Source organism: Vreelandella profundi (genome assembly GCF_019722725.1).
Classification (GTDB): Bacteria; Pseudomonadota; Gammaproteobacteria; order Pseudomonadales; family Halomonadaceae; genus Vreelandella; species Vreelandella profundi.
The window spans coordinates 640,581-654,054 of record NZ_CP077941.1 but is presented as its reverse complement, the minus strand read 5'-3'; the positions used below and the strand labels follow the sequence as shown (position 1 = coordinate 654,054).

Below are 13,474 nucleotides of genomic sequence, written 5' to 3'. Positions count from 1 at the left end.
ACCAGGCGTTGAAGGCTGTGAAGAGCCATTTGAAGTGCGATGCAACGCTGTCTCCTTCTACCCCAGCGCTACCTGCCTCAGCAGCGGCGAGGCGGATAGCTCGTGATGTGTAGTGACGAGTACGCTGCCACCTGACTCTGCATGCGCAACAAGCTGCCTTTCAAGATCAGCAGTGCCATTACGATCAATCGCGGTAAAGGGCTCATCCAATACCCACAGCGCTCGCGGCGTCAGCGTTAACCGCGCCAATGCCACTCGCCGCTGCTGACCCGCCGACAGCTGCCCGGCAGGCACCTCTTCAAAACCAGTAAGCCCGACGCTTTCAAGCGCATTCAATCGCTGCTCTTCGTCGTTTTTTTCATCGCTCAGCGCCTGATACCACGCCAAATTTTCTAGCGGCGAAAGCCCTAATTTTATGCCGGGGGCATGTCCCAAATACAACAGATTGGCGAGAAAGTGGTCACGCGCCTTGTTCATTAACGTGCCATTCCAGAACAGCGCGCCCTGATAGTCGCTGAGCTGCCCGGAGAGGATCTTTAGCAGGGTTGTTTTGCCGCAGCCATTGGGCCCTTCAATACGCACGATTTCACCGCTATGGATATCCAGATTCAGCCCTTTAAATAGCCAGCGGTCATCACGTTCACAGCCAAGCTCTTGGGCTTGTAGATGCAGGCTCAAGCGTCTCTCCAGGCACATTGATTTCGCGTCGAACTCTACACGGAAAGCCTTCTTCTCGCCACTTGCACGATCTACCGCCAGCCGTTTGAACAATGGACACCAATGACTAATTAGACGAATTACCGCTAGCACTGTATGCAAAAACAGGCCTATACTAAAACCACTGTATGGAAAGACATGCTTTGCGCGATTCAGCAACGCCTGCACCGCTAAAGCGATTGTCTGCAGTCAATGTTTAAGGTCGCTACCTTTAAGGCCACTACGCATGAACGAAGCCTAACCAGCCGGCGTAGCAATGGAGATTCCCAAATGACGATATCAATGGCAGCATCTACCGCTACGCCCACTCACAGGCAGCCACTGCCGCGCCCTTATGCATTGGCGTCTAACGTTACGCGGCACAACACCTATGCGCTTAAAGTACGCGGCAATGCGATGCGCGATTGCAACTTATTCGATGGCGATGTCATTATTATTCGGCGCTACCAGCACGATACTCAAACAGAAACCGCCGTTGCCGAAATCAATCAGCAGAAAATAGCGCTTAAGCAGCTCGCCATAAGCCGTTCTGGCGTGCAGCTATGGCCAGAAGACGCGCTGCAGCCAGCGCTATTTTTGCATAATCGAGATATTCAGGTACTTGGCATGGTGATGGGTGTTGAACCTCATGTGAGCAAGCCTGCTATTACGGAGCATTAATGCGTTACCGGGTTCCCAAACTGCCTGCATCCATATGGCATACGGCTGACATTGACGTAGAGAAGAGCCAATTTATAACCTGGATATGTTACGCCCCTGACATTGGTGCGTTCACCGCTCTGCTGAATGCTGCTAAAACGGCACACCCTAATGCGAGCCATCACTGCACTGCCTACATTGCAGGGCCGCCAGGCGAGCAGAACTTTATTGGCTTCTCTGACGATGGTGAACCTGGCGGTACCGCCGGCAGGCCGATGTATCAGGTGCTACAAGGCAGTCAGCTTGGTCACATTGGCTGTGTGGTCATTCGTTATTTTGGTGGCACAAAGCTTGGCACCGGTGGTTTAGCCCGCGCCTACGCTCAGGCAGTCAGCCATGCGCTTGAGACACTGCCCACCTGCGAGGTCATTGAGCGCGACATTTACACCCTACGACTAAGTTTTGCCCAAGAAGCGATTGCTCGCGCCTGGTGCGAAGAGCGGGATATTCCCATTGAACAAGCCGATTACGATGGAAACGGCGTCCGGTTAGCCGTTGGCTGGCCACGCGACTGCCCGCTCGACTTTTCCCCGCTGGAAAACCGCTTAAAGAGCACGATTGAGTTTCATACCGCCCTGCCATAAAAAACGCGACAGCTGAAATCTTCAGCATGCCGCGCTCTCATCGCTAACGTTTCAACTCTGCGCCTAAAACCTGTTTTTAAAATCCGCTATTAAAACCAACGCTTAAAAACGGCCTGAGTATGCACTCTGATGCCAATGGCCGATTAACCCAGATATTTAATCATTACCCCGGCAGCGACCGCTGAGCCAATCACCCCGGCCACGTTGGGACCCATGGCGTGCATTAACAGAAAGTTATGCGGGTTGGCTTCAAGCCCTACTTTATTCGCCACACGGGCTGCCATCGGCACGGCGGACACGCCTGCGGCGCCAATGAGCGGATTAATGGGCATTTTACTCACCAGGTTCATTAGTTTGGCCATCAATACCCCGGCGGCCGTACCAATACCAAAAGCGACAATCCCTAATCCCAGTATCCCCAGCGTCTCAAATGCCAGAAAGCTTTCGGCCATGAGTTTAGAGCCCACGGACAAACCTAGGATAATCGTTACGATATTGATCAGCGCGTTTTGCGCGGTATCCGACAAGCGCTCGACCACCCCACACTCGCGCATCAGATTACCGAAACAGAACATGCCCAGCAGCGGCGCAGCATCGGGTAAAAACAGCGCAACCAAAATCAACAGCATCAGCGGGAAGACGACTTTTTCCAGCCTGGACACCGCCCGTAGCTGCGTCATTTTAATTTCACGCTCTTTCTGAGTGGTCAAAAGACGCATGATTGGCGGCTGAATCAACGGCACCAATGCCATATACGCGTAAGCGGCTACGGCGATCGCACCCAGCAGCTCAGGCGCTAGCACGCTTGATACGTAAATAGACGTCGGGCCATCCGCGCCACCGATAATACCAATAGCGGCCGCCTGATTAAGCGAGAAATCCATCACGCCCATAGAGGTGAGCAGCACGGCGCCAAACAGGGTGGCAAAAATACCAAACTGAGCGGCTGCGCCTAAAAACAACGTGCGCGGATTGGCGAGCAAAGGGCCAAAATCGGTCATGGCCCCCACGCCCATAAAGATAATCAGCGGCGCAATACCCGAGCCAATCGCCACTTTATAGAAGCTATACAGCATACCGTCGCTGTAGCCGACGCTCATGGCGATATCACGCGCGGCGCGCAGCTGGTCTGGCGCAACGCCATCGTGGGCAATCACTTTCAGCATTTCTCGCCATGTTTCAAGACCGCTGGCCGGGTCCAGCGTGGCGCCTATCGCTGTTGCTATCTGCTGCAGAACGACAGGTTTAGCAACGTCAATCGCCTGGTCTAACGCTGAAAGCGCCAGCCCTGCTTCGGGTATGTTGGCAAGAATGCCACCAAAGCCAATCGGCACTAGCAGCAGCGGCTCAAACTTCTTATAAATGGCCAGGTAGAGCAGCAATAGCCCCACTAAGATCATTGCCGCCTGACCAAGCTCAAGGTTATACAGCCCAGAGCCTTCCCATAAGGTTACTAATTTATCCATTACCGAGTGCCCTTAAAGTTCGATCAGCGTGTCGCCTACGGCGACGCTGTCGCCCTCGCTGACGTTAACCTTAGACACAGTGCCTGCGCTGCTGGCGCGCACTTCGGTTTCCATTTTCATCGCTTCCAGGATAATGACGACATCACCGTCAGCGACCTGATCGCCAGGACGCACATTCACCTTAAAAATATTGCCTGCCAGCGGCGCATCGATGCTTTCCCCGCTAGGCGCGGGCGCTTCCTGAGGAGCGGCGGCCGTCGTCGCGCTTGCCGTTTGCTCCTGCACCTCGCCGAGCTCGCCCCCTTCAGACACTTCCACCACGTAGGCTTTGCCATTGAGCTTAACGGTATAGGTCTCTGGGCCGCCATTTGCGACTGGCGGCTTACTTTCAGCCGGAGCAGCCGCTTTACCGGCGCTCGCATCCGCCGCCTGAGGCACGGGTTCAAAGACATCGGGGTTATCGCGATGTTTCAAAAACTTCAAACCAATCTGCGGAAACAGGGCATAGGTCAGCACGTCATCAACTGTCTGCTTACCCTCTGCCAGCCGGATACCGTCCGCACCGGCCTTCTCTTTCAGCTCTGTGGCCAGCCTTTCCATTTCCGGCGCAAGGTTATCCGCCGGGCGGCAGGTAATCGGCTCACCGCCTTCTAATACGCGCTTTTGCAACTCTGCGTTAAAGGGCGCAGGGGCCGCGCCGTACTCACCCTTGAGCAGCGCCTGCACTTCTTTGGAAATAGACTTGTAGCGCTCGCCCATCATCACGTTCATGACGGCCTGCGTGCCGACAATTTGTGAAGTTGGCGTAACCAGGGGAATAAACCCCAGGTCTTCACGCACACGTGGAATCTCGCTCAGCACGTCGTCGAGCTTGTCGCCAGCGCCCTGTTCTTTAAGCTGGCTTTCCATGTTGGTCAGCATGCCGCCCGGCACCTGGGCAATCAGAATGCGCGAATCAATGCCCCGCAGCGAGCCCTCAAAGGCGGCGTATTTTTTACGCACTTCGCGGAAATAACCGGCAATATCTTCCAGCAATTCAAGATCCAAACCGGTATCGCGGTCGGTGTCTTTGAGCATCGCGACCACCGATTCGGTCGGGCTGTGGCCGTAAGTCATCGACATCGAAGAGATTGACGTATCAACGTTATCAATGCCCGCCTCGACGGCTTTTAGAATGGTCGAGGTCGAGAGGCCGGTCGTGGCATGGCAATGCAGGTGTATCGGAATCGACAGCTCTTTCTTCAGCCGAGTAACAAGATCAAACGCCGTGTAGGGAGTAAGCAGCCCCGCCATATCCTTGATAGCCAATGAATCTGCGCCTAAACCTGCAATGGTTTTGGCGAGATCGACCCAGCTATCCAGGGTATGTACCGGGCTCACGGTATAAGAAATGGTGCCCTGAGCATGGCCTTCTACATTTCGCACCGCCTGAATGGCGCGCTCAAGGTTGCGCGGGTCATTCATCGCATCAAACACGCGAAAAACATCCACACCGTTGGTTTTTGCCCGCTCCACGAACTTATCCACTACGTCGTCCGCATAGTGGCGATAGCCTAACAAGTTCTGGCCACGTAGCAGCATTGCCTGGGGCGTATTCGGCATGGCTTCTTTCAAGGCGCGGATACGCTCCCACGGGTCTTCACCCAGGTAACGAATGCAGGCGTCATAGGTGGCACCGCCCCATGTTTCCAACGACCAGTAGCCAACTTGATCAAGCTTTTCAGCGATCGGCAGCATATCGTCCAAGCGCATACGCGTTGCAAACAGCGATTGATGGGCATCGCGCAGCACAACATCGGTAATGCCTAGAGGGCGTTTTACTTCGTTCATGGTCTTAGCTCACAGTAGAGAATGGCAAGTTTGTAGTAAAGTTAACAAAAAAATAGCCAAAAAGTAGCTTTAACGAAAAAAACAAGAAAGTTAACTACGTCGCGTGGAGCGATAACGGTGCACTGCAGCACTAATGACGGCCATGACCTCTTCATCCGGCGAGGAAGACACAGAAGAGCTTAGTGACTTTCTACCCGTATCAGCGACAACAGGCACCGGTTGAAAGCGGTCAATTAGCTTTGACATCAGCGTGACGCTGACCACTAAAATAGCAAGAAAAACAAACACTACGCCCATTCCGAGCGCCATCAATGCTAGCCCGTCCTGCAATAGTTCTTGATCCTGCATAAGACGCTCTCCTTCGTTTATAAGTGCTGCTTATAGGCACATGATTACGCCCATGCAATGAAAGGCGCTTGGCGCAGTAAAGGGAATACACTAACCTGCCACACCCAGAATAGAATGCAATGGCGCGATAGTGGAAGTCATGGTTGTTAATTTACTACATAACGGAAGAATTGGCCTAGCCCCCATGGAGGGAGTGATCGATGCGCTCACCCGCGATCTCCTAACCCGCCACGCGGGGTTCGATTGGACGGTGACGGAGTTTGTCCGCGTGGTTGATGCATGCCTGCCGCCACGGGTGTTTTACAAGCACTGTCCGGAGCTTGCTCAGCCCCCTGTGGCAACCCCGAGCGGTATTCCGGTACATCTGCAGCTGCTCGGCTCTGACCCTAGCGCCCTGGCCGCCAACGCACGCCAGGCGCTCCACTTAGGCGCAGTGAGCGTTGACCTTAATTTCGGCTGCCCCGCCAAGCTAGTCAACCGACACGACGGCGGCGCGGCACTGTTACGCCAACCGGAGCGTGTCTATCAAGCGGTGAAAGCCGTTGCAGATGCGCTGGACGGCGAAATTCCGGTGACCGCCAAGATTCGCCTAGGCTTCTCCAATCGGCGCTTAGCGGTGGCCTGCGCGCAAGCAACTGAGGCGGGCGGCGCGGCGCACCTGGTGGTGCATGCGCGCACCCGTGACGAGGGCTATCGCCCACCGGCGCACTGGGAGTGGATCGGCAAGATTCGTCGGCATGTCAGCATTCCAGTGGTCGCCAACGGCGATATCTGGACGCTTGAAGATTACTGGAAAGCGCGCACGCTCTCAGGATGTGAAGACGTCATGCTAGGACGCAGCGCGCTGGCAGACCCCTGGCTTGCACCGCGCATTCGCCATTGGCAGAAAACCGGAGAGCGGCTGCCTGAAAGCAGCTGGGCGATGCGCGCGAGCGTACTTCAAGAGTACGCCGCCCTACAGCGACAGCACCTGCCGGACCGCGTCGCCGTCTCGTTAGTGAAGCAATGGCTTGCCCAGATGCGCCAAGGCAGCGACGAGGCTAACCAGAACTTTCAACGCGTTAAGCGTCTCACCGACTTAGATCATCTGCTCGACAGCCTTGTGGTCGATGCTTAAACAAAAGTAATGGCCAAAAAAAGCGCCCAGCCGCAAAAGCGGTGGGCGCTACACACGATCGCAAGACCGGGGCGCGAGCCATTTCCGGTCAGGCTACAAACAGGCTTGAAACAGAAAACCCGCTCTCAAAAGAGAGCGGGTTTAGAATCTGGTGCGCCCGGGAGGATTCGAACCTCCGACCCCCTGATTCGTAGTCAGGTACTCTATCCAGCTGAGCTACGGGCGCGTAATAACTGCATTTACGTTTACTTGTCTTGCTACTAACTAAAAGGTGGCGCGCCCGGGAGGATTCGAACCTCCGACCCCCTGATTCGTAGTCAGGTACTCTATCCAGCTGAGCTACGGGCGCATACCTAGTGTGCAGTTGGCGGAGAAGGAGGGATTCGAACCCTCGATAGGGCTATAAACCCTATACTCCCTTAGCAGGGGAGCGCCTTCAGCCACTCGGCCACCTCTCCTTAACGGCACGGCGCGAATATTACCGATTTAGGTTACTTCTGTCCAGCCCTTGGCCGATTTTTTTCGCGCTGGCCTTACCTTACGCTGAAAGCATCACATAATGATGCGCGGACGTAGGCGTCATTCCACTTCGCTTTCGCTGTTCTTTTCACGCTGAATGCGCTGGTAAATCTCTTCACGATGAACCGACACATCTTTCGGCGCGTTAACGCCGATACGCACTTGATTACCTTTCACACCTAGCACCGTGACGGTCATTTCATCACCGATCATCAGGGTTTCGCCAACACGGCGAGTTAGAATGAGCATGGCTGATCTCCTTTTCAGACGTTTTACAACGGGCTATATCAGCCGAAGGCAATGCCACGCCATATTGCACCTGGCACTGCCTATCACAAAAAAAGCGTCGGCTCCTTGATACCTTAACCTCCCGCTGAAAGAAAGCTCACCACCCCACGGCAGCAAGTACCTCTTTAGCGTAGAAGAGTTAAGCGATTAGTGTTACTCAGATTCAACATCTGCTTTATCTAGACCAAACGCTTTGTGTAGCGCGTTAACGGCAAGTTCCATATGTTTTTCATCAATCACTACCGAAATTTTAATCTCGGAGGTTGATACCATACGAATATTGACGTTTTCATCGGCCAGCACGCGGAACATCTTCGATGCTACACCCGCATGAGAACGCATACCAACACCGACAAGCGACACTTTAGCGATATTATCATCACCGCGTAGTTCACCGCCGCCCAAATCAGGAATCACCGTCTCTTCGAGCAGCTTCTTGGTAGCCTTGTAGTCACCCTTCGCGACCGTAAAGGTGAAATCGGTATAGTCACCGGCAGGAGCCACGTTCTGCACGATCATATCGACTTCGATATTGGCATCGGCAATGGGGCCAAGAATACGCGATGCCACGCCGGGCACATCAGGCGTGTTCAGCAGGGTCAGTTTGGCTTCATTTTTGGTGAAGGCGATACCGGAGATCAGTGGTTCTTCCATTGCGTCCTCGTCTTTGTCTGCTTCTGCAATAATTAGGGTGCCGGGGCCGTCTTCAAAACTCGACAGCACCCGCAGGGGTACGTTGTACTTACCGGCAAACTCTACGGCGCGAATTTGCAGCACTTTAGAGCCTAGGCTGGCAAGCTCCAGCATCTCTTCCACAGTGATACTTTCTAGCCGCTGGGCCTTAGAGCATACGCGCGGATCGGTGGTATAGACGCCGTCGACATCGGTGTAAATTTGACACTCATCGGCACCTAGCGCTGCGGCTAATGCAACCCCAGTGGTATCGGAGCCACCGCGCCCCAGGGTGGTAATATTGCCGTTTTCATCGACCCCCTGAAACCCAGCCACCACGACGACGCGACCGGCATCTAAGTCCGCTTTTAAGTCGTCGGTTTCAATGCGCTGAATACGTGCTTTGGTATAGGCGCTATCCGTAAGAATCCCCACCTGCGCACCGGTATGCGACGTTGCTGGCACGCCAATCTGTTGAAGCGCCATGGCGAGTAGCGAAATCGTGACCTGCTCGCCGGTAGACAGCAGCATGTCCATCTCGCGCGGGGCGGGTTCTTCATTCAGCGCCTGGGCCATGTCCGTTAGTCGATTCGTTTCGCCACTCATGGCAGAAACGACGACGACGATCTGGTGGCCTTGATCACGAAAGCCTTTGACCTTTTCAGCGACGGCCTTGATGCGCTCAACAGAGCCCACCGAGGTGCCGCCGAACTTCTGTACGTATAGTGCCATATGCCGTTTTTCCTATGCGTTCGGAAATGGAGGATGAAATGTGTCGTACATATCTAACGATAAGGCCGGTGCAATCATGCACCGGCCTTGGAGTTTAGTTAAGCGTGTTTTCTAACCATAGAGGTACGCTCTTCAGCGCATCCGGCAGCGCATCGGGTTGGCTACCTCCCGCCTGAGCCATATCGGGGCGACCACCGCCCTTTCCACCGACAAGCGAGGCAACATGGTTGACCAGCTCCCCGGCTTTCACGCGGCCAGTCAGGTCTTGGGTGACGCCGGCAATGAGACTGACTTTGCCCGCCGCCTGATCGGCAACGCCAAGAATAACCACGCCGGAGCCTAGCTTGTTCTTAATCTGGTCAAGCATGCCTCGCAGATCTTTGCCTGATACACCCTCTAGCTGGGTCGCTAACAGCTTAACGCCGTTGATCTCTTGGACCTGGCTAAGCATGTCGCTGCCCGCGGCGCTAGCAAGCTTAGCTTTGAGCTGCTCAAGCTCTTTCTCAAGGGTACGGTTACGCTCAACCAGCGACTCTACACGCGCTTCGACTTGCTCTGGCTTGGTTTTTAAGCGATCGCCCAAGCGCCCAAGGCAGGCTTCCTGCTCGCGGAAGTAGGCCAGCGCGTTTTCGCCGGTAATCGCTTCAATGCGGCGTACGCCCGAGGCAATGCCCACTTCGCTCATCACGTGACAGCAGCCAATGTCGCCACTGCGCGCCACGTGGGTACCGCCACAAAGCTCAATGGAGAAGTCGTCAGCACCGATAGTCAGAACGCGCACGTTCTCTGCGTACTTGGCTTCAAACAGTGCCGCAGCGCCTTTGGCTTTGGCCTGATCCAAACTCATCTGCTCGGTCTTGGTAGCCGCGTTAGCCAGAATCTGCTCGTTAACCAGCCGTTCGACTTCCGCCAGCTGTTCAGCCGTTATCGGTTCGAAGTGGCTAAAATCAAAGCGCAGGCGCTCGGCGTTAACCAGAGAGCCCTTCTGCTGCACGTGATCGCCCAGCACCATGCGCAGCGCTTTATGCAGTAGGTGAGTGGCCGAATGATTGCGAATAGTCGCAGCGCGCAGGCTGGAATCCACTTCCCCGCGCACGCTAGCACCGACGCTCAATGCGCCTTCCACCATCACACCTTGGTGAAGGTGGTGACCGCTCTGCTTTTGGGTATCCATGACCTGGAAGCGCCCGCCGTCGACGTACAGGTAACCGGTGTCGCCTACCTGGCCGCCCGACTCGCCGTAAAACGGCGTACGGTCCAGCACCACCGTGCCTTTCTGACCGGCCTCAAGTGCCGCCAACGCCTTGCCTTCGCTGTCGACTAGCGCCGTCACTTTGGCCTGATCTTCTAATCGGTCGTATCCGGTAAAGGAGGTCTCACCCTCCAGGTCAATGGAGGCGCTGTAGTCGGCACCAAACTGGCTGGCCGCTCGGGCGCGTTCGCGCTGCGCTTCAAGCTCACGCTGAAAGCCGTCTTCGTCGAGGGTGACCCCACGCTCCCGGCAAACATCCGCCGTCAGATCAAACGGGAAACCATAGGTGTCATAGAGCTTAAACACGGTTTCACCCGACAGCACGCTGCCATCTAGCTCGGCCAGTGCCGCGTTCAATAACCCCATACCGTGATCCAGCGTACGGGCAAACTGCTCTTCTTCTTTCAGCAGCACGCGCTCGATTTGACCGCTGGCTTCGCGCAACTCTGGGTAGGCGTCGCCCATTTCAGCGTCAAGCGCACCGACCAGCTTGTGGAAGAACGGGTCGACCGCTCCTAGCTTATGGCCGTGACGAATCGCGCGGCGAATAATACGCCGCAACACATAGCCGCGCCCTTCGTTGGAAGGCAGCACGCCATCGGCAATCAAAAAGGCGCATGAGCGAATGTGGTCGGCAATCACGCGCAGCGAAGGCGTCGCCGTATCTGCATGGCCAGTTGCCTGAGAAGCTGCTTGCAGCAGGCGCTGAAACAGATCGATCTCGTAGTTGGAGTGCACGCCCTGCATAACGGCGGCCACTCGCTCCAGGCCCATACCGGTATCAATAGATGGTTTAGGCAGCGGATTAAGCGTGCCCTGGGCATCGCGATCAAACTGCATGAACACCAAGTTCCAGATTTCAATGTAGCGGTCGCCGTCTTCTTCCGGGCTGCCGGGAGGGCCGCCCCAGACCTCTGTGCCGTGATCATAGAAAATTTCCGAGCTGGGCCCGCAGGGGCCGGTATCGCCCATCTGCCAGAAATTGTCCTCATCCAGCTTGGAAAAACGCTCAGGGTCAATGCCTACTTCATCTTTCCAGATGCGTTCGGCTTCGTCGTCGCTGATATGCACCGTTACCCACAGCTTTTCTTTGGGCAGCCCCAGCGTTTCTGTTAGAAACACCCACGCAAAGCGAATAGCATCGCGCTTGAAGTAGTCACCGAAGCTGAAGTTACCCATCATTTCGAAGAAAGTATGGTGACGGGCGGTATAACCAACGTTATCTAAATCATTGTGCTTTCCGCCCGCGCGCACGCAGCGCTGGGCAGAAGTGGCGCGCACATAAGGGCGCGGGTCGCGACCCAGAAACACATCTTTAAACGGCACCATACCGGCATTGGTAAACAGCAGCGTCGGATCGTTGCCCGGCACTAACGAGCTGGTTGGCACAATGGTGTGCCCCTGCTCTGCAAAGAAGGAAAGAAAGGCCTGTCTTATCTCTGCGCTTTTCATAGGGTATCCGTAACAAGAAAGCGTGGTGTCCCAGGGCGCTGTCACCGCTACCCTCAGGGGTCGCAAAAGAGCCATTATAGCGCAGTTGTCAAACGACTAAAGCTGCACTTAGTGGCAGAATTGCAATCAGAAAGATGCACAAGCCTATTAGAGCGGCATTAGAAATGTAAGAGACGATGTTTTTATGCGTAGAAACAAGGGTATTGCAGACACCTAAACAGGCGTTAAAGGCAGGCGTTAAAGACAAGAAAGTGCGTAGCGAATTTGTTCAAAATCAAAGCCACGGCTGGCTAAAAAGCGCTCTCGCTTGGCGCGCTCTTTGGGTGTTTCACCAGCAGATGTAAAGCGCCGCGCTAAGGTTTCACGGGCCAATTCAAACCAGTCAACCTGCTCGCTCGCCACTACCGATTCAAAGGCAGCGTTGAGCGTTTCTTGGTCGACGCCGCGCTGGCGTAGCTCACCCTTAATACGGATAACGCCCTGACCACGCAAAATACGTGAGCGCACAAAGCTTGCAGCAAAACGTTCGTCCGACTGGAACCCTTGCTCGATCAGCGTATCCAGACACTCATCAATGGCGGCGGGCTCAAAGGATTTTTTCGCCAATCGCTGTGCCAGCTCAGCGCGCGAATATTCACGCCGAGCCAGCAAGCCGATGGCGATCACTCGTGGCGTAGCATCACGCTGCGAGGCAAACGCCATTAGGGTGCCTTATAGCAGATCGTCATCACCCGCATCTGCGTCAACCGATGCCTCTACAGACGCCTCTTCCTTTTCCTTCTTGGGGTCCGGCTTGGCCAGCAGCTGCTCGCGGATTTGCGTTTCGATTTCAATCATAATCTCAGGATGCTCTTCCAGATACAGCGCTGAATTCGCTTTACCCTGGCCGATTTTCTTACCCTTGTAGCTGTACCAGGCACCGGCTTTGTCGACGAGGTTACACTGCACGCCTAGGTCAATAACTTCACCCGCGTGATAGATACCTTTGCCGTAAAGAATCTGGAACTCAGCCTGGCGGAACGGCGGCGCCACTTTGTTCTTGACTACTTTAACGCGGGTTTCGTTACCGGTGACTTCATCACCGACCTTAACCGAGCCCGTGCGGCGAATATCGAGGCGCACGCTGGCGTAGAACTTGAGCGCATTACCGCCGGTCGTTGTTTCAGGACTACCAAACATAACGCCGATCTTCATACGGATCTGGTTAATGAAGATGACTAAGCAGTTGGCATTTTTGATATTACCGGTAATTTTACGCAGCGCCTGTGACATCAAACGCGCCTGCAGGCCAACGTGGGTATCGCCCATCTCGCCTTCGATTTCCGCACGCGGCGTTAGCGCTGCGACCGAGTCGATAACAATCACGTCAACACCGCCAGAACGCACCAGCATGTCGGTAATTTCAAGCGCCTGCTCGCCGGTATCCGGCTGGGAAACCAGCAGATCATCCAGGTTAACGCCCAGTTTTTCAGCGTAGCTCGGGTCAAGCGCGTGCTCGGCATCCACAAAGGCACATACTTTGCCCTGCTTTTGCGCCTGGGCAATCACCGAAAGGGTCAGCGTGGTTTTACCCGACGACTCTGGGCCAAAGATTTCGCATACTCGTCCGTACGGCAGGCCGCCGATGCCGAGCGCGATATCCAGACCCAATGAACCGGTGGAAACCGACGGCATGACTACACGCGGAGCGTCGCCTAGACGCATGACGGTGCCTTTGCCGAACTGACGGTCGATTTGGCTGAGTGCAGCGTTTAGCGCTTTAGTGCGGTTGTCATCCTGAGCCATTCAGTGATTCCTC

Annotated in this window: 12 protein-coding genes and 3 tRNA genes; 3 read left to right on the top strand and 12 right to left on the bottom strand. The window is 55.1% G+C overall.

Going from position 1 to position 13,474, the window contains the following annotated elements; translation table 11 throughout:
- Positions 1-57: 57 nt before the first annotated feature.
- Positions 58-678 carry a cytochrome c biogenesis heme-transporting ATPase CcmA gene (gene ccmA / locus KUO20_RS03060; RefSeq protein ID WP_235041442.1) on the bottom strand — a complete coding sequence of 207 codons (621 nt, stop codon included), beginning with the start codon at positions 676-678 and terminating at the stop codon, positions 58-60.
- 309 nt (positions 679-987) lie between these two features.
- Here ccmA and KUO20_RS03055 point away from each other — a divergent pair, with 309 nt between their 5' ends.
- Complete coding sequence (locus tag KUO20_RS03055) at positions 988-1,377, top strand: LexA family protein (protein ID WP_235041441.1); 390 nt, start codon at positions 988-990, stop codon at positions 1,375-1,377.
- Entirely contained in the window at positions 1,377-2,000 is a 624-nt protein-coding gene (locus tag KUO20_RS03050; RefSeq protein ID WP_235041440.1) for an IMPACT family protein, read from the top strand. Before KUO20_RS03055 ends, KUO20_RS03050 begins: the two co-directional genes overlap by 1 nt.
- A gap of 143 nt (positions 2,001-2,143) precedes the next feature.
- Here KUO20_RS03050 and KUO20_RS03045 read toward each other — a convergent pair whose 3' ends face one another.
- From KUO20_RS03045 to KUO20_RS03035, 3 genes are all read right to left on the bottom strand, one after another.
- Positions 2,144-3,466 carry a sodium ion-translocating decarboxylase subunit beta gene (locus tag KUO20_RS03045; protein ID WP_235041439.1) on the bottom strand — a complete coding sequence of 441 codons (1,323 nt, stop codon included), beginning with the start codon at positions 3,464-3,466 and terminating at the stop codon, positions 2,144-2,146.
- Positions 3,467-3,478: 12 nt separating this feature from the next.
- The gene (gene oadA / locus KUO20_RS03040; protein WP_235041438.1) at positions 3,479-5,296 is read right to left on the bottom strand and encodes a sodium-extruding oxaloacetate decarboxylase subunit alpha; all 1,818 of its coding nucleotides are present in this window, start codon (positions 5,294-5,296) and stop codon (positions 3,479-3,481) included.
- Positions 5,297-5,386: 90 nt separating this feature from the next.
- Positions 5,387-5,644: an OadG family protein gene (locus KUO20_RS03035; RefSeq protein WP_235041437.1), complete on the bottom strand. Its 258-nt coding sequence runs from the start codon at positions 5,642-5,644 to the stop codon at positions 5,387-5,389.
- A gap of 139 nt (positions 5,645-5,783) precedes the next feature.
- Here KUO20_RS03035 and KUO20_RS03030 point away from each other — a divergent pair, with 139 nt between their 5' ends.
- Positions 5,784-6,761, top strand: a complete 978-nt coding sequence (locus tag KUO20_RS03030) for a tRNA dihydrouridine synthase (protein ID WP_235042406.1) — start codon at positions 5,784-5,786, stop codon at positions 6,759-6,761.
- Between the two features lie 149 nt (positions 6,762-6,910).
- Here the strand turns inward: KUO20_RS03030 and KUO20_RS03025 are convergent.
- The 8 genes from KUO20_RS03025 to recA all read right to left on the bottom strand — a co-directional run bounded on the left by KUO20_RS03025 (position 6,911) and on the right by recA (position 13,461).
- Positions 6,911-6,987 (bottom strand) — tRNA-Arg (locus tag KUO20_RS03025).
- A gap of 46 nt (positions 6,988-7,033) precedes the next feature.
- Positions 7,034-7,110 (bottom strand) — tRNA-Arg (locus tag KUO20_RS03020).
- 16 nt (positions 7,111-7,126) lie between these two features.
- A tRNA-Ser gene (locus tag KUO20_RS03015) sits at positions 7,127-7,219 on the bottom strand.
- Positions 7,220-7,340: 121 nt separating this feature from the next.
- Positions 7,341-7,529 (bottom strand): carbon storage regulator CsrA, encoded by a 189-nt coding sequence (csrA, locus tag KUO20_RS03010; RefSeq protein WP_235041436.1) that lies wholly within the window; start codon positions 7,527-7,529, stop codon positions 7,341-7,343.
- Positions 7,530-7,721: 192 nt separating this feature from the next.
- Positions 7,722-8,972, bottom strand: coding sequence for an aspartate kinase (locus tag KUO20_RS03005; RefSeq protein WP_235041435.1), 1,251 nt, complete (start codon positions 8,970-8,972; stop codon positions 7,722-7,724).
- A gap of 94 nt (positions 8,973-9,066) precedes the next feature.
- Entirely contained in the window at positions 9,067-11,676 is a 2,610-nt protein-coding gene (gene alaS, locus KUO20_RS03000) for an alanine--tRNA ligase (protein WP_235041434.1), read from the bottom strand.
- 237 nt (positions 11,677-11,913) lie between these two features.
- A complete protein-coding gene (locus KUO20_RS02995) occupies positions 11,914-12,378 on the bottom strand; it encodes a regulatory protein RecX (protein ID WP_235041433.1) in 465 nt (154 codons plus the stop codon).
- 9 nt (positions 12,379-12,387) lie between these two features.
- A complete protein-coding gene (gene recA, locus KUO20_RS02990; RefSeq protein ID WP_235041432.1) occupies positions 12,388-13,461 on the bottom strand; it encodes a recombinase RecA in 1,074 nt (357 codons plus the stop codon).
- Positions 13,462-13,474: the final 13 nt, after the last annotated feature.

Bases quoted from the DNA above. Each gene is read 5' to 3' on its own strand.
- KUO20_RS03055 (WP_235041441.1), top strand. From the start codon at position 988: ATGACGATATCAATGGCAGCATCTACCGCTACGCCCACTCACAGGCAG.
- KUO20_RS03050 (WP_235041440.1), top strand. From the start codon at position 1,377: ATGCGTTACCGGGTTCCCAAACTGCCTGCATCCATATGGCATACGGCT.
- KUO20_RS03045 (WP_235041439.1), bottom strand. From the start codon at position 3,466: ATGGATAAATTAGTAACCTTATGGGAAGGCTCTGGGCTGTATAACCTT.
- oadA (WP_235041438.1), bottom strand. From the start codon at position 5,296: ATGAACGAAGTAAAACGCCCTCTAGGCATTACCGATGTTGTGCTGCGC.
- KUO20_RS03035 (WP_235041437.1), bottom strand. From the start codon at position 5,644: ATGCAGGATCAAGAACTATTGCAGGACGGGCTAGCATTGATGGCGCTC.
- KUO20_RS03030 (WP_235042406.1), top strand. From the start codon at position 5,784: ATGGTTGTTAATTTACTACATAACGGAAGAATTGGCCTAGCCCCCATG.
- csrA (WP_235041436.1), bottom strand. From the start codon at position 7,529: ATGCTCATTCTAACTCGCCGTGTTGGCGAAACCCTGATGATCGGTGAT.
- KUO20_RS03005 (WP_235041435.1), bottom strand. From the start codon at position 8,972: ATGGCACTATACGTACAGAAGTTCGGCGGCACCTCGGTGGGCTCTGTT.
- alaS (WP_235041434.1), bottom strand. From the start codon at position 11,676: ATGAAAAGCGCAGAGATAAGACAGGCCTTTCTTTCCTTCTTTGCAGAG.
- KUO20_RS02995 (WP_235041433.1), bottom strand. From the start codon at position 12,378: ATGGCGTTTGCCTCGCAGCGTGATGCTACGCCACGAGTGATCGCCATC.
- recA (WP_235041432.1), bottom strand. From the start codon at position 13,461: ATGGCTCAGGATGACAACCGCACTAAAGCGCTAAACGCTGCACTCAGC.